The sequence below is a fragment of the Psychrobacter sp. SHUES1 genome (assembly GCF_001652315.1).
In the GTDB taxonomy this organism is placed as follows: domain Bacteria; phylum Pseudomonadota; class Gammaproteobacteria; order Pseudomonadales; family Moraxellaceae; genus Psychrobacter; species Psychrobacter faecalis.
On the sequence record NZ_LXWA01000033.1, the window covers coordinates 19,097 to 45,779 of the forward strand.

A 26,683-nucleotide genomic window follows, 5' to 3' on the forward strand; every position below is an offset into this window, starting at 1 on the left:
ATACTCTAATACCGATACTCAATAATATTAATAATAAGATTCTATTATGAACAATGACAATAATAATCAAAGCAACCATCAAGATAATGCCAAAGCTGTCGGCCTGTTCGCCGATAAAGCCTATGAGCCCGTACGCGACTCAGAAGCTGATTTGAAAAATGAAAATGTGAATGCTGATACAGAGCTATCGCTGGATAAACCAGCGTCAGATGATCAAGCGCTATCGGTTAATACTGCCTTTAATAATAATGTCTCTAAAAAGACCATTGCCAGGGGCGAAGCACTCAAACTAGCGGTCGTTGGTCATACCAATACCGGTAAAACGTCACTACTGCGCACGTTACTACGCGATGTTTATTTTGGGGAAGTGAAAAACGAAGCGGCAACCACTCGGCATGTCGAGCAAGCAAAATTAACCGACAGCCAAACGGGCGAAGTATTGGTGGTGCTGTATGACACGCCGGGTTTAGAAGATGCTTCGGGGTTAATGGATTGGCTAGAAGACAACACTGCCAGTCGCCGTGACGGTATTGAGCGTTTGCAGCAGTTTTTGGCAGCCGATATTGCCCAAGGCGGCAATGCGCTAGCTAACAATGGTAACAATGAGGACTATAGCCAAGAAGCCAAAGTAATTCGGCAGCTGCTGGCAAGTGATATGGCTATTTATGTTGTCGATGCGCGTGAGCCGGTACTCGGTAAGTATAAAGATGAGCTGGCTATTTTATCGTGGGCTGCAATACCTGTTATGCCGGTATTTAACTTTACTGACAGTCAAGATGCCAATATCGACGCATGGCAGACGATGCTCGCAAGACGTAACTTGCACATCTCAACGCGTTTTGATTCCGTGGCTTTTGAGTTTAAGGATGAGATGCGCTTATGGCAAAATCTTGCCACCATGCTCACTCACTCTGAGATGCTCGAGCAACTCATGGCACGCCGTACAGAAAACTGGGCGCAGCTCTATGAGGAGGCCAATATCATCATTGCCGATTTTTTATTAAATGTTGCCTCCTTTGTGCGTGAAATTAGTGAAGATGATGATCCAATGCCCGTACTTGCGCAAATGCAAGAAGCGGTCAGGCAGAGTGAACGAGCAATGCAAAATAGCCTGCTTAACTTATATAAATTTTATGATAACGCCGTGGCCGCAACGCCACTTGAGTTACAAGCCTATCAGCAAGACCCGTTTGACCCTGAACTGCTCAAAAGCTATGGTATTCGCACGACATCTGGTGCAGCAGCGGGCGCATTATTAGGATTGGGCATTGATGCGGCGGCACTCGGTACAACGTTAGGTTTGGGCGCTGCCATCGGTGGTATCGCAGGCGGGCTATTATCCAATACCAGTAGCATCGCTGATAAAATCACTGGCGTAAAGCGCTTATATATCGACCCTGCCACCCTAACCTTACTCGCCACGCGAGCGATAGATTTGCTCACCGCACTGCGTCATCGTGGTCATGCGGCAACCGATGCCACCCAACTGATATATAGCGGCGCAAAAAACGATGCTGATATCTCAAATAACGACAATTTAAGTAACGACAATGAAACTAATGTCGTGACGCCGTGGCCGCCACATAAATTACCCAGTGAGCTTAAAAAAGCTCGCGGCAAACCGCAATGGTCATCACTTAGTAGCGGTAAATCTGAACAGGCTCAGCTACTACGTGCAGATATGGCGTGGTCGCTGGCAAGTAAATTACAGTTATATAAGCCTGAGCGTTAAGTGTTAACCGTCGCTTTCTTTTATTTTTCAAACATATGGCTTTCAAGCGACCTTTAAGATGGTGGGCGTAACAGCATACTTAATGCTTCAGTACCGCGTATGTCTGTTTGCTGCAAGTAGATTGGATACAGTGGATACTTGGAGAAACTGTTTTCAATATCCTGCAGCAAGCGCTGTTGCCTCTTGGCACGAAGAAGCCAAAATTCATCTGACTGCGTGGGTACTATCAGCTGATTGATAACTATCGCGGCTGGTGTGAGTTTACTTTCTTCCAATTGTTCGATAGCGCGTTTGGTTTCTGCTAATGGCAATACGTCGGCAGTCATCACCAATACTATCGCTGTCTTTGTACGGTCATGAAGCAATATTCCCGCCTGACGAAACAGTGCTTTGCGTTTTTCTAGTACGGCTACCGCTTGCTCCCAGCGGTCGGGCTTTTTTTGGGCAAACGGATTTGGCACATCTTTTTTATTGATGTCTTTTTGACTGCTCTTTTGATTGTGGCTGTCTAAATGGTTTGCGACTGAGCGTAATTTTGCCTGTCGGCGCTGCTGTGCTAGCAGCCCATCTGTCCATGCGCCCATCATCTCTGGCAATACGAGTAAGCGCAACGTATGCCCAGTGGGCGCGGTATCAAATATGATATGTTCATACCTTTTATCAGAGTTAGCATCTGCAGCTGTGATTAAATGCTGGCATATAGATTCGAGCATGGCCGCTTCTTGTGCGCCAGGTGCAGACTTTGATAGCTTTAGATGCTCACGGATTTTGGGCATCATATCTGGGTTGGCATAAGATTTAATGGTGGATTCAACTTGAGCAAAATGCGCATCGACGATGACATCGGGGTTGAGCTCAATGGCATCAAGATGCGGCGTGATGGCAGTTTTTTCATTATTGAGCCGTACATTTAACACATCACCGAGGCTATGCGCTGGGTCGGTTGAGACAATCAAGGTCTTTTTTTGCTGGCTAGCATAATAGCTGGCAAGTGCCGCAGCCGTCGTGGTTTTACCGACACCGCCCTTGCCGCCAATAAAGATAATAGGCTGGGTCGATAGTTGATCTACTAATCCGTGTAGAGGGTGTAATGCCATATTTTTATCTCAATTTTAATTCATTCATTTTTTATCATTTTTTCTTATAAATCTAACTAGCAGTTGACTTAACAACAACCAACGTGGTCAAAGGGGCATTTATCCAACCCCATGCGCGTATGCCATTCATGGAAATTTTCCAAAAATAACGGCTGCAACTCCAAGGTATAAAAGCTAGCAGGATTATCAATGCCTAAGCTCTCTGCAAACATCAGCAGCATAAAGAAGTCTTCTTCATCACGTGCCGCGCGTGCCATCGTCTGGCGATAAGGCGCATGATAAAACTCATTGAGTCCTGCCGCAAAACGTTGCCACCATGGTGTTTCGTTTTTTACTTGGTTTGACGGGCTTTCTATTTGTTTTGGTATCGGGTTATCTTCCATGATTTATTCACCTCTGCTTATTTCTTATTACCTATCATGCCTCTCTCTATTCTCTATGATGCCTACCTCATACAAAAAACGCCAGCAATTGCTACTAGCGTTTTTTTGATAAAAGTAAAAATGATAAGGTTTAATCTCAATTACGAATCCGTTTTACCTTTATGCAATGTCCATTCTTTACGCAGCACAGATAGACTCTCGAACGTTACTAGAATCGTTGCGATCAAAATAATAATGTCCATAATAATCAGCAGCCAATTGCCCTCGGTAAAAAAGGTTTTTAGCTGAATCAATAAGGCAAAAATGGTCATAACTAGCAAAAATGACAAAGGTGCTAAGGTGTACCAAACCGCTCTGCCTTTACGTAATAAAATAACCGTGACAATCATAAGGGTTAATGCTGCCATGAGCTGATTGGTGGTACCAAATAGTGGCCAAATAATCATGCCACCTGCACCATCAATACCACCGGCGCCAAATGCTAATAATAGACAGCTACCGACGGCAAGGAAAGTAGCCACGACACTTTTACTTAGCACTGGAATGTTATAAAACTCCCCAAACTCTTGGAATATATAACGTTGTAAGCGGACACCCGTATCCATCGTGGTGCCAGCGAATAATGCTGCCATAACAGTGAGCATTGTTTGAGAAAGCACCATATCGATACCAACACCTGCATTTAAGATGGTCGCACCACCATCAATAAAAGCACCGATAGAGCCGTCGCCAAATTTTTGATAAACCGCTTGCCAATCACCGAGTGTCGCAAAACCTGCGGTGGCCGCAAGAATGGCGCCCAGTGCGAGCATACCTTCACCCATAGCACCAAAATAACCAACAAAACGTACATCGCCTTCTTTATCAATCTGTTTAGAAGTCGTTCCGGTCGCCACCAAACCATGGAATCCTGAGATAGCGCCGCAAGCAATAGTGACGAATAACAATGGCATTAATGACGGCGTGCCGATGGGTAAATCATGATTAATCGCTGGCGCGACAATGTTTGGTGTCGCAATAAATACGGCTGCATACAATAAAATCAAACCAACAAATAATTGTAACCCATTAATATAATCGCGCGGTTGCAGCAGCATCCATACTGGTAATAATGAGGCAATCGCCGCATAGGCGAATAAGATAATAATCCATACGGCGTTATCCGGTAGCCCCATAAAAGTCTCTGGTAACACGACTGGGAACATAGGGCCAAGATAAATAAGTCCATATAGAGCGACAACGCCAATAATGGATACCCAAACCAGATTCATCTTATAGCGATAGATACATTGACCGATGATGAAGGCCACGACCAATGCGCCCCAGACAGGTAACACAGAAGATGGGGTCTTAATCATCATATTGGCAATAGCGACGCCAAATACTGCGTTTACCATTAATAATAATAAGAAAATAACTACCATCATTAAGCTACGTACACGTGTGCCCATGACGGTACCAGCAATCGAGCCAATAGACTGACCCTTATTGCGCATACTGGCCCAAATGGCTGACATATCATGGACGCCTGCCATAAAAATGGTCCCTAAAACCACCCAAATAATGGCCGGCACCCAGCCCCAAATAACCGCAATTGCAGGACCGATAATCGGCGCCGCCCCTGCAACCGAGGTAAAATGATGCCCCCACAATACATATTTATTGGTGGGGATATAATCTACCCCATCTTTCATCGTATGGGCTGGCGTGGGACGACTGTCATCCAAGGCCAAAATCTTAGTGGCGATAAATTTTGAGTAAAACAGATAACCGCAAAGCATTGCGGCCACACCAACCAACAGTACAATAGCACTATTCATCTTATCTCTCCCTAGACAAGTATTAGATAGCCTTACAAGTTCAAGCTTTTTAAATCAAAATCTTAAAAATATGCTAGATTAGTGAGCAGTGAAAGACTCGGCTCACTGTTCTTCAAGAAACAGTTGCTAAGAAAACAGCTATCAATGAGATAACAGCATATCTTCTTGTGATTACTGGCTAATAAAGCATAGTATTTTAAGGTCAAAACGCTTGACCAATTAGCCATGAAGTATGGTGAGTCTTTACTTCTTGTGTGACTTAGCATTCTATGCCTTAAATAGTAACTCATTTGGCAGTAATTGTAACGTTGGTGAAACATTAAAAACGATAAATACAGGAGTTAGAATGGCCCATTATTTTGGATTTATACCGTCAGATGAATTAAAAGCGCTGATTATTGAGGCAGAGCAAATCGTTGAATCAAACGTAGAAACAGATTACTACCCCTATCGTGATGCCTTAACCCACCAAACGGCGCGTGACCTCACCGATAAATTATTGGTTGGACTGGTAGATATTATTCCAAATCCTGAGCGCCAAGCCGCCATGCGTAAAGTGGTCGGTACGGTCGAAAAAGCAACTGACACGCTGCTTAATATTTTATTGGGTAAAGAGAATAACGAAGAAGTGTTGCCGAGTTTTCATTTTTTACGTGATAAAGCGACCTTTATCGATAACGAAGGTGAAAAGCGTATCGGTTTTAAATTGTCAGATGCTGACGCCAAAATCATTGATGCTGGTTTTGCAGCGGTTACTCCTGAACACGTAGATATGAAAACGTTTAAAACGGCACTTGAAACGATGAATGAAGAAACGTTAACGCATTTCATTAGTCGCTATGCGGAAACGTTGAAGCTTGGCATGATTAAGCGCAAATCTGTGCCAGTTGCCAAAGCAGCTATCGATAAAGGAATGACCATGGCACTAAATAAATTACTGCCTGATCTACCTGATGCATCATTGAATCGTTTGGCCAATTATTATCGCCCATTTATCGTAAAAAAACCTGAATAGCGGTTGTATTAGCAACTATTATGTTTTTATTAAAACGGTAGTGTTGGGCAAATTTGCTAAAATTTGCTAAAATAGGCGGCACTTTTATCAAAGGCGCAACTCATGACCCAAATTAACAACCAAGAAATTGAAAAAACCCTGCGCAACTCAGAGTGCCTGATCAGCAGTATCGAAGTAGCCGCTGCTTATGAGCGCTTGGCCGCCCAGCTCAATCTACATTATGCCGGTTTAAACCCAATCGTGATGGTCGTTATGAACGGCGGACTTATCCCAGCCGGTCAGCTATTGACTCATCTAACCTTTTACCATCGCATGCATTATATCCATGCATCACGCTATCGTGATAATGCGGGTACCAATGAGCTTGATTGGAAATTTAAGCCTGACGTAAGTATCGAAGGCGAACACGTTTTATTAATCGATGATATTTTTGACGAAGGTATTACTTTAAAAGCCATTGTTGAAGAATTAGGTAAAGAAAAACCCTTATCGATTGAATGTTGCGTATTACTCAATAAAGAGCATGATCGCAAAGTTGCAGACTTTGATGTTGATTTTGTTGGTATCAACGTTGCAGATCGTTATGTCTATGGCTGTGGCATGGATTTCCATGGTTACTTGCGTCATCTGCCTGGTATCTACGCTATTAAAGAAGACAAAATCTAGTCATTCTTTGGTTGAGTGTTTTGAATGTATCGCATAATAAAAAAGCATCCGACTGGATGCTTTTTTATTGCTTATTGCTTTGATTGTAGTCAGTGGCAATTAAAATTGCAATGCCAAACCCGTATGGCGCTCAGTGGGTGTTTGGACGGCCTTTTCCAAAGCGGATTTCGTACTATATATGGTTACCTGTTTTTTGGCACGAGTCACAGCGGTATAAATAAGTTCTTTACTCAGCAATCTTGCATGACTATTATCAAAAGTAATGGCCACATGATCAAACTCAGATCCTTGCGATTTGTGAATAGTCATCGCATAGGCTGTGGCGATCACCTCTTCATTGAGAAGATTGACGGCTATCCCCTGCTTCTTGTTTTCAAAAAATACTTCGAGTCGACTACGCTCATTACCAGTTTGCAAACAAAACCCAATATCGCCATTAAATAATCCTAGCTCATAATTGTTTTGAAGGACCATAACGGGACGACCATGAAACCATGTGTTTTGACCCAGTGGTAGCTTAAGCTCAGCAAGGTGCCATTGAGTAAAGTATTTATTAATATAATGGTCGCCCCACTCGCCATTATGGCCAGCAGTTAACACCCTGAACTGATTAAAGGTTTCCATTAATGAAGCAATGGTATCTTTAACTGATTCTGGCACGGATTTTTCTATCGGATTTATCAGCAGCGTTTTTATTTTGTTTATGTAAGTTTGGTAGTTTGATGTGAGGTTTGAGATATTTTTATTTTTGCTTAGGCTATTTTCTATTTCATTATGTAGAGAAGCTTCTGTTTGTAAGGGGTTAATGTTATTCACATATTGAAAACTCAGTACCTTATCATGCTTTAACAGCTGCCAAATAGTATGAGTATCTGTCTTTGCCTTATTAATTTGATAAGCAAGCTTACCAATACCCGAATCTGATGTAAATCGACGACTCTCTGTTAGCTCTGCATGGATAGGCTCTAACCGCGGAATGCGGCACAAGTCAGCCAGTACCGCCCCTGCATCTACAGCTGCCAATTGGTTTGCATCTCCTAGTAGTATCAGCCTTGCGCCAGGCTTTACCGCACTCACAAGATAGTTCGCCAGCTCCACCCCTAGCATCGACGCTTCATCGACGATAATAATATCCTCGCCCAGTGGATTATTAGCATCATAACGCGGTCTGCCAGTACGTCCGATACCTAGCAAGCGATGAATAGTTTTGGCTTCTTGTAATTGTAGTTCGACATTCGCGGTGTCTAACGCGGCTTGCAAAGACTCTTGCATACGCTGTGCCGCTTTACCAGTTGGGGCTGCTAATGCCAAGCTGGCACTGTCAGTGCTAAATCTAATGCTTTTAGACGCATCTGCCCCACTCTCTGTTGCCTGTTGCAGTGCAATCACTAGCTGAGCAACGGTGTAGGTCTTCCCCGTACCTGGTCCACCAGTAATAATGCTAAAGGCGTTGTTATTGGCGACATTAATTGCCTTTATCTGATTTTCGTGTAGGTTTTCGGGTATTGCTATCTCTAGCGGTGTTACCTGATGGTCTAAAATAGTGTTGATGCGCGCGGCTAAGTTAAATTCTGCTTGCCAAGCTCTGTGTAACCAAAAAGTGATTGCTGCGTTTTGTTTATCAGCCTTTTTGTTATTTACAAGCTGATAAACGATAGGTTGATTATTTTTGCTTAGGCTATTTATATTTTCATTCTGGTTTGTATTAGCATTAACGTCAGCGAACAAAGTGTGCTCATCGATTAACTTAGAAAAAAACGTTAAGTTACTATTTTTCAATAATTGGTAGAGTGCCGCTACTGTATCAAGCCTTTTAACCAAGATCTCTTTTTCATGATTACTGAGTGCCAGCTGCGCCCATAGCTGGTCTTGCTTAGCAAACAAGTTCTCTAGCAGTACGAATATTGATACCTCAGCCGTAATATCCACCTCTGACTGAACCTCTATTTGAGTGTCATTCAAGGCAATAAGCGGCATTGCTAGCATCTCTAACAGCTGCTGTTGCCAAGCATATAGTGTCACCACTTCGTCATTGATATGACCGCTGAGCGGTACTTCGTGCTCAGCTTCCTGAATGGTGAGTACAGTATGCCCCTCTTCTAAATGCGCGGCTAACATAGTAAATAAGGCTGCAAATAAACCGCTGTCTGGTGTTCTGTCTATTTTTTCACTACCAGTATTAAGCTTGGCATCGGTCACGTTATACGCTAAATGCGTTTGCTGACGGCGCAGCAAAATATAGTCACTGATGTTGCTGGCCCAGCTTTCTTGTAAGCTAATAGCAGCGCTGCTCTTATTATTATTCATAAATTATTACTCATGGTCTGTTTTTCTCTATACTTATAGGATTAATCGCTACAGTAATTTGTTGCATCAAATTCGTAATTGCATTCATTTTGTGTACCCTGCTAACTGGGCATGCCAAACAATGCATCTAAGGCCTTAATAAAATCAATAGGAATATCCCACGTCACAAGTCCATAGCGGGCCCTGTTTGTTGGTTTGTCATGCATTGTCTCACTGGCTATTGAGTCGCCGCCACTCAGTACATTCGCCTCTTTTGCTTTAGTCACCAACTGAGAGGTTGGATCATATACGCCTCGTAAAAAGACATACTCCACCGCGCCCAAATACTTAGCTTCATTGCCTACATAATCAGCAATTCGCATCGACAAAAACCGATGCAATGCCACTTGATAAATGGCTGCTTGCAACCAATACCCTGCTTTGGACATCGCTTGCTTGAGCGTAGCTTCGTTATAATCGCTTAGGCTATTTCCTAAAAAGTTACTTTTATAATCGACGACATAATACTTGCCAGCATGCTCATACACCAAATCGATTTCACCACGTAAATAACGATATAAATGCGCTTTGTTTTGCGGGACAAGATTAACATGTTTGTCGGTTTCATTAGGCAGGTACTGCTGAAAGAGTCTATTAATATCTTGTGCTTTAAAACGCTCTGACAGTCCCATATTGAACTCTAATTCAGCGAACCTCTGACTTGCATCGATAGAGCGTAACGGCTGATCAGACGCTAATAGCGGCGTATGTAGCACCTCTTCAATCCAGCCAATGAGAGCTGCATGCTTGCTAGCATCTATCGAGTCCGAATCCAATGAATCAGTATTTAATGAAGCACTATCGCCTTGCTCTTGCTTCTTCGCTTGTAATCGACGGCTTTGGGTTTCAGCACTGCTATACACCAACGGCAGCTGATAGCTACTAATAGCTCTATCGATAACCTGAGACCACTGGGATTTATTATTAAAATCAATTTTTTCAAATATCTCATGCAAAAATGTACCCGCATTGGCACCTTTCACAAAGGTAAAACGAATATCATCCTCTAACTTGGGACTTGCCTGATAGACTTGCGCGGCAGCGTCATGACTATCTGATGCATGACCACCCAGTGACGGTGAAACTGACGTTTCGGTGATATTGATATCAATATCAACATCAATATCTATCGCATCATCAATACGCTCATCCATCACAGCCATTGTCTGCGTTGACTCATCTAGCTGACGGGCTAAGGCGGTAAAACTGGTCTTAGCCCAACCGTAAAAGTAATTGATTTTCATAACTTCTGAAAAATCATCATACTCAATAGGTTCGGTTTTGGGCGTAATAAAATCGGGCGATCCACTTTCTGTTAATTTGCCTGCTTTAGTAGCAGCACAGTTATCGTTATAGAACTCATTGACCTTATGCCCTCTAATCATACCTATGGTGCCTTTGAATCTATCTGGCAATTCAAACTTTGGCTCTGGTGACTCAAACCAATAGAACACCGGCTTTAATTCAAACCCTGTTTTGTTGTGGGGATCTCGCAGTACCACATAAAGCTGTTCACTGGCGCGCGTAAAGGCCACATAACCAAGCCGGCGCAGCTCCTCGAAGCCCTCCTGCGTTTCAATATCGGTATAGTAACCCTTTGTGGTCGCAGAGCCTTGTACAGGAGAGAATCGGCGCTGATTGCCTGTCGATTGCTGCGCCAACGCTGACTGACTTTGTTGAGTAGCATCTTGTTGGGTAGGGTTTTGTTGCGAGTTGTAGAGATACAACCCATAGTCTTCTTTATTACCTGACTTCCTACTGGCATCACCCATACCCAGCACATAGACAATAGGAAACTCCAACCCTTTTGATTTATGAATGGTCATTAGCTGCACGCCAGATTCTGTCGGTAACGGATACTGCTTGGCCCAATCGCTGCTAGGCGCGCTATCTATGTTTTGTCTAAACCAGGCCAGCAGCTCGTACTCACCCATGCCGATACCATACTGCGCTAATATATCCATTACATGACGCAAATCCATAATATGACGATCGCCTTCTGGATGCGCGGCTAATGCTTGCCAAACGCCTTGCGGCTGCACAGGGCTTTGATCTAACAAGTAATGCATGGCCGATAATACGCCAAAGTGCTGCCAACGCTGGGCACCTTCTTTTAAATAGCTAATAAAGTCTTGATAGCTTTTCTTATTGTCGATGGCTTTTATATTAGCGCTATTTAAATCTACAGCTCCTGCCTCATGGTCAATCATCATGGCTTTAATATCTTTGATACTCAGGCCATACAAATGACTGGTCAGCACCCGATTAATCATGTCATGACGATACGGATATAGCATAGCACTCAGCAGCGCTGCCACATCCTCTGCCATGACGGTTTCGAAGATACTCACATCACTGGTGGTCAAGGTTGGCACACCAAGCTTGACAAGCTCATCTTCTACTTGTTTTAAATCTTTTTTGGCACGTGCCAGCACACCGATATCGCTCGGCTGAATCGGCTTGCCTTTTAATGTCTGACCACTGCTGAGTAAGGTCGCAATATGACGCGCTGCGATCTCGAACTCATCATACTCAAGCTCCTTGTCCTTATCATAAGGCAAGTGCAACACACTCACTGGCTGAGCAGAAAGTACGTCATTTACCAAGTCGCTATTTAGTATGTTTGAATCATTAAACCAAGACAGCTGATTTTCTTGCTTTTCAGCTTTAATGTGCTGGTAATAAATACCACTACCTAACTGTGCCAGCCTATTCTCTTGAGTCACTGGCGCAGGCATACCGAACCAACAGTTTAGGGCATTAATCACACTGGCGTTTGAACGACGATTAACATCGAGCGTCCAAAGGCTACTTTTGTCAAACTGGGCTTTCATATAATTGTAGTTGGCGACATCACCGCCGCGAAACCCATAAATGGCCTGCTTAGGATCGCCTACCAACAACAAAAAATCATGGTTGGTTTTATTAGTAGCCTGTTTGTCATTGGCCAACGGTTTACGTTTATTTGTTGGCAAATAGATGCTTTCAATCATAGTGGCTTGCTCGCCATTGATATCCTGCGACTCATCAATCAATGCCACTGGATAGTGATGACGAATATAACGTGCCAGCTTCTCTCCTTGCCGACCCGTTAATGCTTGGTTTAAACGTACCATCTGCAAGCTAAAGGTAGTTTCACCGCGCTCTTCTAATATAACCGGTAGCCTGTCACGTACCGTCAACACGATATGGCGATTGAGATTGGCTAAAATAGTAATAACGTATTCATCGAGCTTTTTGCTTTCTTCAATATACCGTTTAAAGTCACGAACCACCTGCAACTCATTAAATATCAAATTAACTCTTTCACCATCTTTTGGCTTGTAGAACTGTTTGCCTATATCATCAGTTTTCTGAAACGCTTCAATTAACTTTCCAGTATAAGTTTTTTTGTCTGATATGAACTTATAAGCGGCGGGACCAGACTCTTCTAACACTTGAACGATTTTCGGCCAGGACTCTCTGTTATTCTGCAACTGTCCTTTGGGAACTTCATAGTATTCGCCATCAGGCTTAAAGAAAGCATCAAGCTCATCGCTGCGCTCAATGATACTGCGGATAAGCCGCTCGTAGCCCTCCAAAGAAAAATCACTGCTCACAACCTCGTCAATTGGCGCAGAAATAAAATTCAGCGACCGAGTTACATAGCTTTTATGATCGCCCACCGCCGTCAGCTTACCTTGCTGATCCATCAATGCATACAATTTAGGTTGCTCGTGATACAGCCTACTTTGAAACTGACGCAACTCATCATGAATAATACTGTCCGTCACTTGCTCAATGCTGCTGTCTTCAATAATAGCCATGCCTTGCTGATGACCGGTCTCGCTACTGTACTCCTTCAACCATTTTTGCGCCAAGCTATCAAGGGTTCCGACAAACAGCTTGTCCAAGGTGGTTAATACAAGCGCCGTGCGTCGAATGGCTTCTGTCATTGGATAGCTGTATACATGATCAAGCAAGTAGCCGACCAGATGCAGATTGATAGGGTCTTGCATGATGCCATCTAAGCGCACATATTTAGCCTGAGCGACTAACCAGTCCTCACGATCTTTTTTTGCTTGTGCACGCTTTTCAGCAGCAGCTTTTTTGTCATGAGCTTTGTTATAAACAACGTCTTGATTTAGTTCATCTGCATCTATTTCAGCGTTTGAATCCGTATTTGAGCTATTGACTGCTTGCTTATCACTATCAGGTGTCACCTGTAATATATGTGGATACAAACTCTCTTTATTAGCGCGGTCAGCACTCAGGCTATTCACCCATTGCAGCAGCTGATAGAAATCCACCAAACGATCATGAATGCGCTGACGCATCTCAGCAGCCGCAGCGCGAGTAAAGGTCGTCGCAATGATTTGCTCTGGCGCACGCCGTGCCTCAATCAACAGACGCAGTACAATGCCAGTTAGTGTCCACGTTTTACCAGTACCAGCTGACGCTTCGATAAGATGCCGCCCCGTCAATGCAACATCAACCGCTGGTATCACATCCACCTTATTCTTAGGCTTAATCATATCGTGATTCGCAACCTCACTGTCAGTCATAGCCTGATATTTATCAAATGAATGAGGCTGGGTAGAAATGTCCATCATGTGAGTGGTGGCGGTAAATTCTGTCATAGGGGCGTACACTTTTTATTATCAATTAAACCAAAGGGCAAAAAACGAACCGTTTTAAACAGTTTTAAGTAACCAGCTAGCCTGCTAACTATCTAGACCAACTAGCGCTGTGAACATCGGCTCATACAGTGGCTGTGCTAACGTCGTTAATGCTGCTGATAAGGCTTTAAACGCGTCTTGATCACGCAGTACATATTGCCAAATGGCATGCTGCGAGCAGGTATCATATACCGTGTCTACGTGATAGTTAGGTCTTAGCCAATCTAAGAAGTCTGCGCGTTTTGGCCAATAGCTGCCAATCTCATCTTCACTCTCTGCCGCTTTTGCGCACTTATCAAGATAACTGAGCGCATATTCTGGCAATAAGGTAATCGGCACTTGACCGACTAGCTTGCCAAATATCGCCCACTTTATCAGCTCGGTCACGGCATCTTCATACACAATAGGGCTTAACTTAAATGTGATTACATCTTTATATTTACCAACTTGTGAGTTGGGCTTATTAAAACGCCAAATACTCACACCATCATTTAGAGCCACTTGCTCAGCAGTGGTACGTCTGGCAACTTGCCAATACAGATGCGACAACCAAAACTTGATTAAATGCTTGGGGCTAGCAGAATTGGGCAGTATGTTTAACCACTGCTTGGGTGAGTTTTCCGCATAGGACACGCCAGCCTGCAGATTAGAGGGATGGTGATTGGCATCTATCGATACTGATGTAGGAACTGATATTGGTACTGAACCTTTTATTTTAACTATTTTAGGCAATAGCTTCGGTAGTGGCGCATTATCAGCATGGTTCAACACAGTCGCTAACTCTAGCTGAACGGGATGCTCGGTGGTTGGGGTCAGTAGCTGCAAACCACCTATCTCGCTTGCCTCTAATATCTGGGCATCATCCAAGCCATTAGCAACTAGCTGTTCTTTAAATTCCTGACATTGCTGCTGCAGTTTTTGTTTTTGATTGGGCAAGGTCGTTTGGCGCGCCACACCTGCTGGCATGATTTTTTGATACATCAAGATTGGACTGTCTTGCGTGGCGGTGCTGTCGGTACTATTATTTGCTGCATCGCTCGCCAGCTCGTTAATCAGATACTCTTTTATCTGATAAGTCGTTAGATTGTCTAGGAATAGTGGCTCTTGATGTGCCATCGCTTCCTCACCCTGCACCACATGCACCTTTTGAGTACGCAAAAATGCCTTGGCAGGATGGCGCACTTGATAGGTCAATACCCCTTCAACGTCTATCTCTCCAATATTAAATACAGTTTCGGAAAGTGCCTTTTTAGTAAGGTCATTAACCTCACCAGAATCATTGAATACAGCTGTTGCGTCTAGTGACAACATCTCAGCTATTACATCTAAGGTTTGATTGTCTACTTGTCCTAACTGACCTAGAGATTGACCAAGCAGCTGAGCAATTGATTCGTACTGTGCTTTGGTAGGCAAGCTAACCAGTTCTGCATGCTCACTAAATGCTCTGCCCTTTAAGGTATTAAACACTGCTTGCCAAAGCGGCGCCGGAGGAAACTGACGTTTTTGCGTAAGCTTGGTTCTGCGCATGGCTGTATTCAAAAGAACATCTAACTCATCTGCATTATCAATAAGTCTGTTGTCTTGAATATCATTTTCAGTGTGCATAGCTGTGCTTTCATTCAAATTGAGCTTAGGAGTGTCAGACGCTTGCTCACAAACATCTGCGTCTTCAATGTCTGTTTCAAACAAACTCTCATGAAACGGCAGTGCCGGATGCTCAGTCAGCAGCCACTGTTTAATCAATTTAGGTAAATAACGCTTAAGGCTCTCGGTGGTAGAATCAACATTCTCAGGTAATGTGTCTAACGCTTCAAGCGAGTTGACCTGCCACTGCACCTCACCTTGCAAAAATTGTAATAGCTCACTAACTGGGTTGGCTGGCAGGTGCTCGTGGGTATCCAACAGACTTTGACCGTTATAAAATATCCAGCAAGCACTGCGCGCACACAGCAAGGCATCTAAAAATGCACCATTATCATCATCTTCACTGACTCTATCACCGCGGCGGGCATTGGTGGCTTTCATCAAATCATAGCGATTATCAAGATCACGCCCAGGAAATTCAGACAGATCCATATTGAGCATCACCACCAAATCAAAAGGCACATTTCTGAGCGCCCCAAATCGACCAAAGGTAATCACCCCAGTCGGCTCGGCACTGACCTGCTGACTCTCAAGCTCTGCTTCAATACTGTCCAGCATAAAATTCAGCTTTAATGGCAACTGCTCAACGCCTGCCAGCCTTTGCTCTACTTCTTTTTTGTTAGCATTACTGACACTATCGCTACTGGCGTACTGTCTATAGTGACGATTGGCCCTCAGGCTTGATTTAAAGCCATTCATAGCGTTATAGATGGCGCGCATCGTACGCGTTTGATCGACATCACTAAAGTAGCGATGAATGACTTGTTTCTCAATCTGATCAAGCCAATCTTCCGCTTTTAGTTTTTGTGTATGATCATCACGGCGCGCAGTCAAACCGGCATAAATACGACAAAGCGCTTCAATAATTATCGCATCATTTAGGCTCACTTGCGGCAGCGGCAAACTCATTTCCGGCAAGGCAGTGCTTGGCCACTCTTCCTGTGCCAAAGGATATAAGCAATCGCTTAAACTGGCCTCTGGCATCACGAGACCCAAGGTTAATCTATCTAACGCTTGAGCAAAGGTAAATCGGTAGTCATAGTCGTTGCTATCTAGGGTTTGTTTAAGATGCCATTCATCAAAGCCGCGAATAAAGCCTGCCTCTACCAGTAAATCACAGCCACGGCTCATCTGATCATGGGTTAAGCCAAAACTTTCATGCAGCGGTGGCAGCATTAGCCAATCAAGCACCTCGGCGGCTTCAAAGCGGGCACTATGACTGCCTAACAGCTTATAAAAACCAATGATGGCTTCCCATAGCTGACGAATATCTGCATCGACCACACCAGTTACCTTTGCAGGCAAGGTCAAACCGTCTTGACCTTTACCACTGACGAAAATAGAGCTGATCAGCGCATGGTGACGCTCAACATCGGGCAGCAACACGACAATATCGGATATATGGCGTTTTTTCTTACCAGGTTTTAATGGCTCATTCAACCAGCGCCCAATCATAATACGCAGTACTTCAAGTTGACGCTGCAAACTATGGCATGAATGAATACTTAGGCTATTATCTTGTGCAGACATTGCCCAAAAACGCTCCTTCTCAAAGCGTTTATTCTCTAATGCTTCATCGTCATACCACGGCGTCTCTTGCTCATCTTGATCAGAGCCGGTCTCTAGTTGTTTACTGACTGCTTGCGATACTTTGGCCGCGGTCGCTTGCTGGGTAGACTGCTCATCGAGCATCAACACATCATTTTGTAAACGTCTCAATAAGCTTACGCTCTTTTGCAGCTGTTGCGCACTATCATCAAAATCAATACTGAACTCGTCGCTCAAGCCATCATTGCTATCATCGCCCTCATTAAAGATGTCCTGCCACTCAACGAGTGCGTCTTGGTATTGCTCATTACCCGATAAATTTGCGAGCATCGCAAAAGTATCACGCGACTGTTTGCCCAAACGTGATAGCAAACTGTGCCCATAATCACGCAGAAACACGCTTTCAGGGTTAATGATCTGTTGACGCTGTAGCCATGATTTATCAACAATATCCGCCCAAAACAGCTTGGATGGGTTGTAGTGCAGCAGTGTGATATCCATGTATTGTGACAAGCGCTGTAAAAAGTCGAGCTCGGTTTGTGGCAATTGCTGAATGGTAAAAATGCGCAGAACTTTGGGCAGTTGAGCACGCTCATTCGCCTTGTTGCTTTTTAGTGCTGACCAAAAAGTATCCTCAAGTGCCACCCGGTGCTGATGCACATCGGCAAACAAATGCGACCATAAGAAACGCTGCGCGACCTCTAACTCTACATAGTGCGCCACCAACCATTCAGGGGTGCCACGTGCATACTTATCGAAGCGCAAGGATAGTGCATCCTTATCCGCTATCAGCGCATCCACATTAAGCGGCTTATTATGTGACCACAGATCCAACCAGTCCTCACGATGGGTTAAATAGCGGTTAAACACCCTCGCCAAATCACTTGCCAGCTGCCAAATACGCGCATCTTGCTGTGCCTTATCCTGCTGAACTTCTTCTTGCGGCTCATCAATCAAAGACGCCAGCAGTGGATGAACGGGATGTTTTTCATCAGCGACAATCGCCTCTTGATAGTAAGTCAAATAACCAAACAATCGCCACTGCATTACCGTTGGTGACAGCACTGCCACCTCAGGCACATTCAACGTTGACGCTACAGGGTTTTGTTCTAATAAATAGGCATTGTGGCGGCTCAACACATCCTGTATCAATATCCACTGATACTGACCCCAAAACGTCGTCGTTACTAAGGTACTGATACCCGCTTGGCTTGCAATAGACTTGTCTAGCCAATCACCAAGTACCATTGATGGCACAATGACAACAAACTCTTCAAAAATGGGTTGATTTTTGGACTTATAGGCCTCCAACAACTGCTCAACTAAAAGCTCGGTGCGGTGCGACTGAATAATGGTAAACATAAATGAGGTAATCTATTTGAATGAATAAAGCTGGAATAGTAAAAATTGAGTATTAAAAACAACACGACAAGCGTGTAAATTTTACGGCAAAGCTGATGATAGCGTATGGTTTCATACTTTTTATGAAGAAGAAACGTGGTAGGCAACACTCATCAATCTATGTTTGCTGCTCGTTAGTCTGTTGCATTTCTGCTAGCATAATATCGATTAAAAACAGTAGATATTATAGTACCAATTCATGCATAACACCCTGTGTTTGGCAGTAAAACTGTCGCTAATAATAAACGATGAGTATTAATAACACGGTTGGTAGTGAGAAAAGCTAATAACGTGCGCAATCTGCTGATCAGTGTGCCACTGTTCGCGGTGGTTTACCAGCACGTCACCTATAAAGCAAGAGCGCTTGCGACAACGGATGTCGCTCTACCCTTTACCTAAACTTTTTTGTTAAAGAGATAACAGAATACTATGCCCATGCGCCCCATTGATGCCATTTTCGTTCATCCTAAACGCCGGTTGTATGTTGTATACTACCGCGGTGAGCTGTGGGAATTGCCCCGCATGAAAATTGATGATAGGTCATGGCAAAACAGGCAGCCTTATACTGAAGATAGCAGTGGTCTTTATCTTAGCATCCATCAAGCCATTAGCGACCCGATATTGACCCAAAAACTTCGTACTTTAAACTTGCCAGCAGCGGTGCGTGGCAGCACGTTACCACGCTTTGAAGCATGGTGGGAAGCCCAGGGTTTTAAATGGCTTAAAGACAAACTTACCACCGGTGAATCGCCATTGGCCGCGCATCAGGCTTTGCAAGCATTGTCTACTAATATGGCAGCTACTCAAGCGACTGATAAACAAAACGCGCCTGTTTCAAGCTTCCAAGTAGTATCTAATGATGCTAGCAGTAATAACGAAAATAATCCTACCCAACAAAAACTAATGAGCCAAGTACGGCAGCACCTGTAGCAAAAGACGCGGACATCTTTGCTCATATGCTGGCAGATTTAGTAGACGAAGTATTAAACCATCAAGAATAAATCTGTTACCATTTATCATCTACTCTATCAATTAACCACATTAACCAAAAAAAAGAGCGGTAACTTATGAGAGATTACAAGCTGCTATTAGCGGGGCTTATTTTACTGCTGCTGATTATTTTTATCGCCATCTTTACTTGGTTATGGACCAGTAACCGCAAAAATATGGACCCTTTGCCGATTATGGCAAATAACAATGATACATCGTCTGCGGATAATGACGAAAATACCATTGCGAAAAGCACCTTGCAAATCCAAGCAGAAGATGGGCTGCAAGCACCTTTAGATGCGGTGATTGCAAGCTTTCAAGCACGCTACCCAAATATGCAAATATTAACAAATTATGTGTCTTCGGCTGCCCTTTTAACGTTATCCGATAATGATTTTGCCGACAGTCATCGCACCGACGATGAGCGCGCGTCTTTTCTCATAGATACCGATTTAATCATTGCGAATGGCAAGCTGTCAAAAGAGCGCCTAGCGCCTTTGCAAGAACAATTAAAAACCGCTCAAGACAAGCACAACCAGAACAAATTAAATGATAGTAGCACCCAAGTTAAAAAAGCAGAAGATGGCGTAGATGAAGCTGATGCAGAAGTGGCGGCTCACGCCAAAAGCGATAATACCAATACCCGTAGCCTGAGTTCTTTTGGCTATGCCCTACAAGGCGAGCAAGCGGTAGATGGCGTGGTATTAACGCAAAACCCTGCGGCGATTAATTTTAGAAATTTTTTGCTCTCAAGTACCGGACAAGATATCTTAAGCCAGCATAATTATACCAATATCGACGGTTATAAGAATGATATGGACAATTTATTTCAACCAAGTTCACGCGCCAAACAAGCAACCGGCGAGCTCTCGGTAGATGTATCCGACGCGCTTAGCAATGGTAAATAAGTCTAAGGCCCGCTGCCTGATGATTACGCATTGCTTTTGTCAGACCTTTTTTTTACAATAGCACTCCACCACGCGCCTATAGCTCAACAGGATAGAGCAGTTGCCTCCTAAGCGATCGATCGGGGTTCGAGTCCCTGTGGGCGCACCAATCTATTATATTAATCACTGTATTTAGACATAACCTCGCATTACCTCAACTCCTTTAGCTCGAATCCTTTATTTTAAAGAATTAAGAGCTCATAAGCCTAAGCGCACGAACGCTATTGAACAATAACGTTTTCCACCTCTGATATCATTATTCATGACAAGAATTATCAGCAAGCGCGTTTAAGATGTCACATGACACCGCTGGTGCACTACTGGTACATTTTTGCCGTAAAAACGTGAGATGTTGTTTTAACTGCATCAACTCTTTTATACGATTTTCCACCGCCTCAATATGCTCGTCCAACAACGCATCCACATCGTCACAATCTCTGCCAGGTTCATTCCAATACTGCAATAGCACCCTTACTTCATCTAACGCCATATCAAGCGCGCGGCAGTGCAAAATAAATTGTAGGCGTTCAATGTGTTCTTCATTATATAAACGATAATTTCCTGCACTGCGAGAAGGCTCTGGCAACAAACCTTCCTTTTCATAGTAACGAATGGTTTCTACTGTGGCGCCTGTACGTTTAGCGAGCTCTCCGATTTTAATCAACATGATTGCCTCTTTAAAATTAAACATTAAAGTAACTATAAGGTTAAATATAGAGGAAATCAAATTTATCCAGTTGCATGTAAATGCCCTTGATTCTGAAGCCACTACAGGGTTCATAATAAGTTTATTGAAATAACGCTTATAACAACACAAGTTATTAGGACAACGCATTAGGAAAAATAGTTATGCAATATCATATTGAAGGTATGGACTGTGCCAGCTGCGTCGGTAAAATCGAAACGGCGCTTGCCCGTATGCCTGACGTCTCTGACATACAGCTTAACTTCACCACCGAAAAGTTAACGCTAACACTAGCGCTTAATGGGTCTATGCAGTTTAGTGATGTCGAGAAAACCATCAAACGTCTTGGTTTTGGTATATCTGCTATGACAAATCAATCAACGGCATCAAATAGCAGCAGTCAATCAGTTATAGCGCAGCAGCGCTGGTGGCAAAGCCGTAAAGGCAAGCAAGTGGTTGGTGTTGGTATTTTGATAGGTGTTGCCTATGCGCTGTCGTTACTTTTTCCCGATTATGGTATGTGGGTATTTGCTGTTGCAGTCATTGTGGGTGTTTTCCCCTTTGCTCGCAAAGCTTTAGCCTTGGCGATGACTGGCACACCTTTTTCGATTGAGATACTGATGACGGTTGCGGCAATCGGTGCGCTTATCATTGGTGAACCTGAAGAGGCAGCAGCAGTGGTTTTCTTATTCTCAGTCGGTGAGCTATTAGAAAGCGTGGCTGCTGATCGCGCGCGTGCTGGCATTAGAGCGTTGGCATCACTGGTTCCAAAAACTGCCATTTTATTAGATGAGCAAGGTGGACAGCGTGATGTTCCTGCAGACTCGTTAAAAATAGATGACTTAGTACTGGTACGCCCTGGCAATAAGGTATCTGCTGATGGTGTTATTACCCAAGGCGTATCCAGCCTTGATGATTCGCCAGTCACCGGAGAGTCTATCCCTGTTGCCAAAACGATAGGTGACAAAGTGTTCGCAGGGTCGATCAATATGGATGGCGCGCTGCAAATACGCGTAGAAAAAACAGCTGCTGACAATACCATTGCGCGTATTATTGAGCTGGTAGAGCAAGCTAAGCCTCCAAAGCACCCACTGCGCGTTTTATCGAAAAATTCAGTCGCTACTATACCCCAGCAGTGATGGCGATCGCCGCCTTAGTTATTATCATCCCGCCATTAGCGATGGGAGGCGAATGGGTAACTTGGCTATATCGCGGTCTAGCACTATTACTCATTGCTTGCCCTTGCGCACTCGTACTCTCAACACCAGCCGCTATCGCATCGGGTTTGGCTGTTGGCGCGCGTCGCGGTTTGCTTATCAAAGGCGGTAGCGCTCTTGAAATCATTGGTCGTGTTAATACCGTTGCTTTTGACAAGACTGGTACGTTAACTGAAGGCAAACCCCGCGTTACCGACGTTATCGCTTTTACCGAACAACATATGGATACTCAAGGTGGAAATACGATATTAGCGTTGTTTGCCAGTGTCGAGTCCGCCTCTAGTCATCCGCTTGCAAAAGCCATCATTGATCATGCTAAAGCCACTAACATTGCCATACCAGTCGCTCCCAAAGCTTATGCTACTGCTGGTAAAGCTGTTCATGCAACGGTAGCTGGGCGCTCCTTAGCCATCGGTTCTCCTGTTTATGCTGCTAATGAAATTTCGATAACCCCTAAACAACATGCTCTAATTGAAGCGCTACAAAATGAAGGGAAAACGGTTTCGGTACTTTTCGATGAGCAAAGCCGTGAGGTGCTAGGCTTGGTAGCGTTACGAGATGAGTTGCGAGACGACACCAAAGAAGGTGTGGCACAACTTAAAGCGATGGGCGTGCGCTCTGTTATGCTGACAGGCGACAACCGTCTAACCGCGCAGGCGCTTGCCAATCATTTAGATGTCGAATGGCAAGCCGAGCTATTGCCCGAAGATAAACTGCGTCTGCTAAACGAGATGAAGAATAATCATAAAATAGCGATGATAGGCGATGGTATCAATGACGCGCCAGCGCTAGCGACTGCCGATGTTGGTATTGCGATGGGCGGTGGTACGGATGTCGCTATTGAAACGGCTGACATCGCCTTGTTGAAAAGTCGCGTGACCGATGTCGCTCATTTGATTGCCCTGTCGCGCGCAACGCTCTCTAACATTCATCAAAACGTGATTTTTGCGCTGGGCCTAAAAGCCGTGTTTCTAACCACTACTGTGTTGGGTATCACTGGTTTATGGATTGCTGTGTTGGCTGACACTGGTGCAACGGTGCTGGTCACGATTAATGCTTTGCGATTATTACACTTTAAAGGTGCTCCGTTACTTGATGAAAGGAAATAATTAACAGGTTTTTAAACAATTACTCGCACCTTTTCTCAATGCAGCCATCATTAGTATTTAGAGGCACTACTATGTGCTAATACTTAAAATACGAAATTTAAAGCAAAAAATCACTTTTTTAATGATAATAATAATCATTAGTGTTATAATTATTTTCGTATTTAGCATCCACATCTTTTAACTCAAAACCCTCAACTACTTCTATCTGAAAGGAAATACGATGCCGTATCTTTCACGTTCCGAATCTGCCCAAAAAAAACAATTAAGAATGGCAGTCAAGATTGGCTTATTAATGAGTATTAGCCATGCTGCATACGCTGAAGAAACGGCAAATAGTATTGAAAATGACCAAAATAAAAAAGAGAATATTGCTACGGTTAGTTCGACACCAGCGACGACCTTAGATACCATCACGATTTACGCTGACAGCTACCGTAGTACGGGTACTAAAACTGCATTAGACCCTAGTGATGCCCCAATGAGCTATAGCAGAATCAATCAAGAACTATTACAAAAACGTCAAGCAGATAGCGTTAATGCGGCGTTACGTTATGAGCCTGGGGTGAGTACTGAGAGCCGCGGTACGGTATCTATTTTTGATGAATACAACATTCGTGGTTTTAAGACTTATTCCAATTTTTATGATGGATTGCGCCTCCCCTACGACGGCGCTTGGAACCTGATGCCGCAAGTAGACATTTATGCGACTGAAGCGGTAGAAGTGTTAAAAGGCCCAGCATCTTCACTTTACGGCTACGCGGCACCAGGTGGCATGGTCAATCAGGTCGCCAAAACACCAAAAAGCACCCAAGAGTCTGAAGTACAGTTGCGCTTTGGCAATCAAAACCTCAAAGAAGTGGCAGTCGATATGACCGGCCCTATCTCAGATACGCTCAATTATCGCTTGGTGGCATTAAAACGTAAAAAATAGGGACAGATGCAGACCACAGAAGAAGAGCGCACTTTAATTAATCCGTCACTTGAATGGCGACCGACAGAAGATGTCTCCGTTCTTGCCAATCTTTTTTACCAAGACGATCCAGAGATGGTGCCTTCTACTCCGCTTCCTGCAGTTGGGACAGTCTACAATGCCAGCTATGGCAAGCTAGATAGTGATGCCTACGCAGGTGACGAGTGGAATCATTTTAGCAAAGAAGTTCTGATGCCAAGTGTGACTGTCAACTGGGCTATCAATGACAAATTAACCTTTAAGCATATCCTACGCTATACCGATGCCGAAGCGCAGCAGCGCAATATGTACAATCAAGAAGGGTTTATCACGGGTAGCGATAAGATTTTAAATCGTGTGGCCTATACCACTGATGAAAAGATGAACAACTGGACCACCGACAATCAGCTGGCTTATCAGTTAGATACTGCCAATACATCGCATAATTTATTATTCGGTGTGGAATATCAAGAAACGGACAGTAGCGCCACTTATTACGATGCTGGCGCAGATGGCACCCCCAACCTTGATTTGTCCAATCCCGATTTTTCGCAAATCGATGCTGGCACACTACCATTAGATATTTATCGACAGAAACAAGACATCGAACAAAGCCAGCTGGGATTTTATTTACAAGATGAGATGCAGTGGCAAGATTTGACGGTAGTGGCAGGATTACGCCACGATAAGTTCGACAGTACTACCGAGCAAACCGACGCCTCTAAAGGTGCGGTTTATAGTAACAAAACGATTGATAACAGCGCATCAAAAACCAGTGGTCGCCTTGCTGCCATTTATGACTTTGATAATGGCTTCTCTCCTTATGCCAGCTATTCACAGTCGTTTCAGCCTGTTGTCGGTAGCAACTTTGTTACTAATAAGGCATTTGAGCCCACCACCGCTGACCAGTTAGAAGCTGGTATCAAATATCTGTCCCCAGATCGCGCCACACAAGGAACGTTGGCGGTGTTTGATATTACGCAAAAGAACGTCGTGGTGGCTGATGAAATCAGTTATAGAAGTCAAACTCAAACGGGTGAAATCACCTCTAAAGGGTTCGAGGTTTCAGGCAGCCACATGCTAAGTGATTGGGTAGATATTGCTGCAAGCTACAGCTATACCGATGCTGAGATTACCGAAGATGAATTCAACCCTGACGTGGTCGGCAATACGCCAGCACAAACCGCTAAACACAAAGCAACACTGTGGGCAGACTATTACGCCACAGATAAGCTTACTCTCAATGCAGGGGTTCGATATGAAGACGGCATGCAACTTGATAAGCAAAATTCAGACGAGCTGCCAAGTGTGACCTTGGTAGATATTGGTGGCAGCTATCAAATCCATCCGATGCTCACCGTTGGCGCTAGTATCAATAATTTGTTTGATAAAACCTATGTCGGTACTTGCTACGATAGTAATAACTGCTGGATGGGACCCGAGCGCCAGATGTCCGTCAGTCTGAAGGCCAACTTTTAAACAATATATAGCTTATCATTACTAGAGAATGTCAATTTTATATACTGGCGTTATCCAAACTGATGACTTAAAACATGAAACACTTAAATTAAGAAAGGTATCAAAATGGCAAAACCCGCTCCAAGAATACTGAATGTTATTTGCACCAAATACATCACGCCACATATGTGCCGCGTCACGCTTGGCGGTGCTGGCTTGATTGACTTTCCAACAGATCAAGAAAGCGCTTATATCAAACTCATATTTCCTCAAGGCCATGGGACTCGACCACTAATGCGCACCTATACTATAAGTGGTCAACGTGAGGATGAAATAGATGTGGATTTTGCTTTGCATGACGCTGAAGGGCCTGCTTCAATGTGGGCACGTAACGCCCAAGTGGGTGAGCAAATATTGGTCGGCGGCCCAGGGCCAAAGAAGCTGATTAATAATGAGGCAGATTGGTTTTTATTGGTTGGTGATATGACAGCGCTACCAGCCATTAGCGTTAATCTTGCCCAGCTACCTGCTGATGCCTGCGGCTATGCAGTCCTTGAGGTCACCAGTGAAGCGGATAAGCAACTACTCAAAAAACCAGACAACGTTGACATTCACTGGGTGATCAACTCACATCCAAATACCGAAAGCAGCCCATTACTTGAAAGGGTTAAAACGCTTACGTGGCTAGCAGGCCAGCCTGCGGTGTGGGCAGCATGTGAATTTCATAGTATGCGCGCCCTGCGCCATCACTTTAAAACATATTTTTCAATACCAAAAACGCATTTATACATATCCAGCTATTGGAAAGTCGATAGCACAGAAGACCAGCATAAAGTTGAGAAGCAGAAAGATGCAAAAAATCTAGGGGCTGTATAGAATTGAGGAACCATTGAAAAAAAATAAGCAACGCCTTACTCTACTGTTTACCACAACAAAGAAATAAGGCGTCACTTATGACTCGCACCAAGCTCAACGATGAACTTTGGCACAAGCTATTTATTATATTGCGACAAATTAA

Annotated in this window: 15 protein-coding genes, 1 tRNA gene and 1 pseudogene; 10 read left to right on the forward strand and 7 right to left on the reverse strand. The window is 44.0% G+C overall.

The window, feature by feature from the left end; all coding sequences use genetic code 11:
* Positions 1–46 precede the first annotated feature (46 nt).
* Positions 47–1,732, forward strand: coding sequence for a DUF3482 domain-containing protein (locus A7325_RS03645; protein WP_068404742.1), 1,686 nt, complete (start codon positions 47–49; stop codon positions 1,730–1,732).
* Positions 1,733–1,785: 53 nt separating this feature from the next.
* On the opposite strand, the gene A7325_RS03650 is transcribed toward A7325_RS03645, so the two are convergent.
* The 3 genes from A7325_RS03650 to A7325_RS03660 form a co-directional block, all read right to left on the reverse strand.
* Complete coding sequence (locus A7325_RS03650) at positions 1,786–2,829, reverse strand: ArsA family ATPase (RefSeq protein ID WP_068404744.1); 1,044 nt, start codon at positions 2,827–2,829, stop codon at positions 1,786–1,788.
* 68 nt (positions 2,830–2,897) lie between these two features.
* Positions 2,898–3,212, reverse strand: a complete 315-nt coding sequence (locus A7325_RS03655) for a cory-CC-star protein (RefSeq protein WP_068404746.1) — start codon at positions 3,210–3,212, stop codon at positions 2,898–2,900.
* Between the two features lie 140 nt (positions 3,213–3,352).
* Entirely contained in the window at positions 3,353–5,032 is a 1,680-nt protein-coding gene (locus A7325_RS03660) for a carbon starvation protein A (protein WP_068404748.1), read from the reverse strand.
* Positions 5,033–5,378: 346 nt separating this feature from the next.
* On the opposite strand from A7325_RS03660, the gene A7325_RS03665 reads away from it, so the two are divergent.
* Together A7325_RS03665 and A7325_RS03670 are read left to right on the forward strand one after the other, a co-directional pair.
* Positions 5,379–6,047 carry a hypothetical protein gene (locus tag A7325_RS03665; protein WP_068404750.1) on the forward strand — a complete coding sequence of 223 codons (669 nt, stop codon included), beginning with the start codon at positions 5,379–5,381 and terminating at the stop codon, positions 6,045–6,047.
* Positions 6,048–6,149: 102 nt separating this feature from the next.
* Positions 6,150–6,713: a hypoxanthine-guanine phosphoribosyltransferase gene (locus A7325_RS03670; RefSeq protein ID WP_068404752.1), complete on the forward strand. Its 564-nt coding sequence runs from the start codon at positions 6,150–6,152 to the stop codon at positions 6,711–6,713.
* A gap of 99 nt (positions 6,714–6,812) precedes the next feature.
* Here A7325_RS03670 and recD read toward each other — a convergent pair whose 3' ends face one another.
* The 3 genes from recD to A7325_RS03685 all read right to left on the reverse strand — a co-directional run bounded on the left by recD (position 6,813) and on the right by A7325_RS03685 (position 18,271).
* Complete coding sequence (recD, locus tag A7325_RS03675; RefSeq protein ID WP_068404754.1) at positions 6,813–9,020, reverse strand: exodeoxyribonuclease V subunit alpha; 2,208 nt, start codon at positions 9,018–9,020, stop codon at positions 6,813–6,815.
* 101 nt (positions 9,021–9,121) lie between these two features.
* On the reverse strand, positions 9,122–13,603 hold the full coding sequence (locus A7325_RS03680; protein WP_413771790.1) for a UvrD-helicase domain-containing protein: 4,482 nt from the start codon (positions 13,601–13,603) through the stop codon (positions 9,122–9,124).
* Between the two features lie 159 nt (positions 13,604–13,762).
* Complete coding sequence (locus A7325_RS03685) at positions 13,763–18,271, reverse strand: exodeoxyribonuclease V subunit gamma (protein WP_068404759.1); 4,509 nt, start codon at positions 18,269–18,271, stop codon at positions 13,763–13,765.
* Positions 18,272–18,739: 468 nt separating this feature from the next.
* Between A7325_RS03685 and A7325_RS03690 the strand changes: the two genes are divergently transcribed.
* From A7325_RS03690 to A7325_RS03700, 3 genes are all read left to right on the forward strand, one after another.
* Positions 18,740–19,240 carry a hypothetical protein gene (locus tag A7325_RS03690; RefSeq protein WP_227514930.1) on the forward strand — a complete coding sequence of 167 codons (501 nt, stop codon included), beginning with the start codon at positions 18,740–18,742 and terminating at the stop codon, positions 19,238–19,240.
* Positions 19,241–19,377: 137 nt separating this feature from the next.
* Positions 19,378–20,208: a hypothetical protein gene (locus A7325_RS03695; protein WP_068404761.1), complete on the forward strand. Its 831-nt coding sequence runs from the start codon at positions 19,378–19,380 to the stop codon at positions 20,206–20,208.
* 72 nt (positions 20,209–20,280) lie between these two features.
* Positions 20,281–20,356: transfer RNA gene (locus A7325_RS03700), tRNA-Arg, on the forward strand.
* A 147-nt stretch (positions 20,357–20,503) separates the two neighbouring features.
* Here the strand turns inward: A7325_RS03700 and cadR are convergent.
* Positions 20,504–20,914 (reverse strand): Cd(II)/Pb(II)-responsive transcriptional regulator, encoded by a 411-nt coding sequence (gene cadR / locus A7325_RS03705; protein ID WP_068404763.1) that lies wholly within the window; start codon positions 20,912–20,914, stop codon positions 20,504–20,506.
* A gap of 203 nt (positions 20,915–21,117) precedes the next feature.
* Between cadR and A7325_RS03710 the strand changes: the two are divergent.
* From A7325_RS03710 to A7325_RS03720, 4 genes and pseudogenes are all read left to right on the forward strand, one after another.
* Positions 21,118–23,258 (forward strand): annotated as a pseudogene (locus tag A7325_RS03710) (heavy metal translocating P-type ATPase).
* A gap of 220 nt (positions 23,259–23,478) precedes the next feature.
* Complete coding sequence (locus A7325_RS13930; protein ID WP_227514931.1) at positions 23,479–24,189, forward strand: TonB-dependent siderophore receptor; 711 nt, start codon at positions 23,479–23,481, stop codon at positions 24,187–24,189.
* A gap of 6 nt (positions 24,190–24,195) precedes the next feature.
* Positions 24,196–25,686, forward strand: a complete 1,491-nt coding sequence (locus tag A7325_RS03715) for a TonB-dependent siderophore receptor (protein ID WP_227514932.1) — start codon at positions 24,196–24,198, stop codon at positions 25,684–25,686.
* A 105-nt stretch (positions 25,687–25,791) separates the two neighbouring features.
* Entirely contained in the window at positions 25,792–26,541 is a 750-nt protein-coding gene (locus tag A7325_RS03720; protein ID WP_068404765.1) for a siderophore-interacting protein, read from the forward strand.
* Positions 26,542–26,683 lie beyond the last annotated feature (142 nt).

Excerpts from the sequence above, each read along its gene's own strand:
- A7325_RS03670 (WP_068404752.1), top strand. The coding sequence starts at position 6,150 with ATGACCCAAATTAACAACCAAGAAATTGAAAAAACCCTGCGCAACTCA.
- A7325_RS03655 (WP_068404746.1), bottom strand. The coding sequence starts at position 3,212 with ATGGAAGATAACCCGATACCAAAACAAATAGAAAGCCCGTCAAACCAA.
- A7325_RS03685 (WP_068404759.1), bottom strand. The coding sequence starts at position 18,271 with ATGTTTACCATTATTCAGTCGCACCGCACCGAGCTTTTAGTTGAGCAG.
- A7325_RS03715 (WP_227514932.1), top strand. The coding sequence starts at position 24,196 with ATGCAGACCACAGAAGAAGAGCGCACTTTAATTAATCCGTCACTTGAA.
- A7325_RS03660 (WP_068404748.1), bottom strand. The coding sequence starts at position 5,032 with ATGAATAGTGCTATTGTACTGTTGGTTGGTGTGGCCGCAATGCTTTGC.
- A7325_RS03695 (WP_068404761.1), top strand. The coding sequence starts at position 19,378 with ATGAGAGATTACAAGCTGCTATTAGCGGGGCTTATTTTACTGCTGCTG.
- cadR (WP_068404763.1), bottom strand. The coding sequence starts at position 20,914 with ATGTTGATTAAAATCGGAGAGCTCGCTAAACGTACAGGCGCCACAGTA.
- A7325_RS03650 (WP_068404744.1), bottom strand. The coding sequence starts at position 2,829 with ATGGCATTACACCCTCTACACGGATTAGTAGATCAACTATCGACCCAG.
- A7325_RS03680 (WP_413771790.1), bottom strand. The coding sequence starts at position 13,603 with ATGACTGACAGTGAGGTTGCGAATCACGATATGATTAAGCCTAAGAAT.
- A7325_RS03690 (WP_227514930.1), top strand. The coding sequence starts at position 18,740 with ATGCCCATGCGCCCCATTGATGCCATTTTCGTTCATCCTAAACGCCGG.
- A7325_RS13930 (WP_227514931.1), top strand. The coding sequence starts at position 23,479 with ATGCCGTATCTTTCACGTTCCGAATCTGCCCAAAAAAAACAATTAAGA.
- A7325_RS03720 (WP_068404765.1), top strand. The coding sequence starts at position 25,792 with ATGGCAAAACCCGCTCCAAGAATACTGAATGTTATTTGCACCAAATAC.
- A7325_RS03665 (WP_068404750.1), top strand. The coding sequence starts at position 5,379 with ATGGCCCATTATTTTGGATTTATACCGTCAGATGAATTAAAAGCGCTG.
- A7325_RS03645 (WP_068404742.1), top strand. The coding sequence starts at position 47 with ATGAACAATGACAATAATAATCAAAGCAACCATCAAGATAATGCCAAA.
- recD (WP_068404754.1), bottom strand. The coding sequence starts at position 9,020 with ATGAATAATAATAAGAGCAGCGCTGCTATTAGCTTACAAGAAAGCTGG.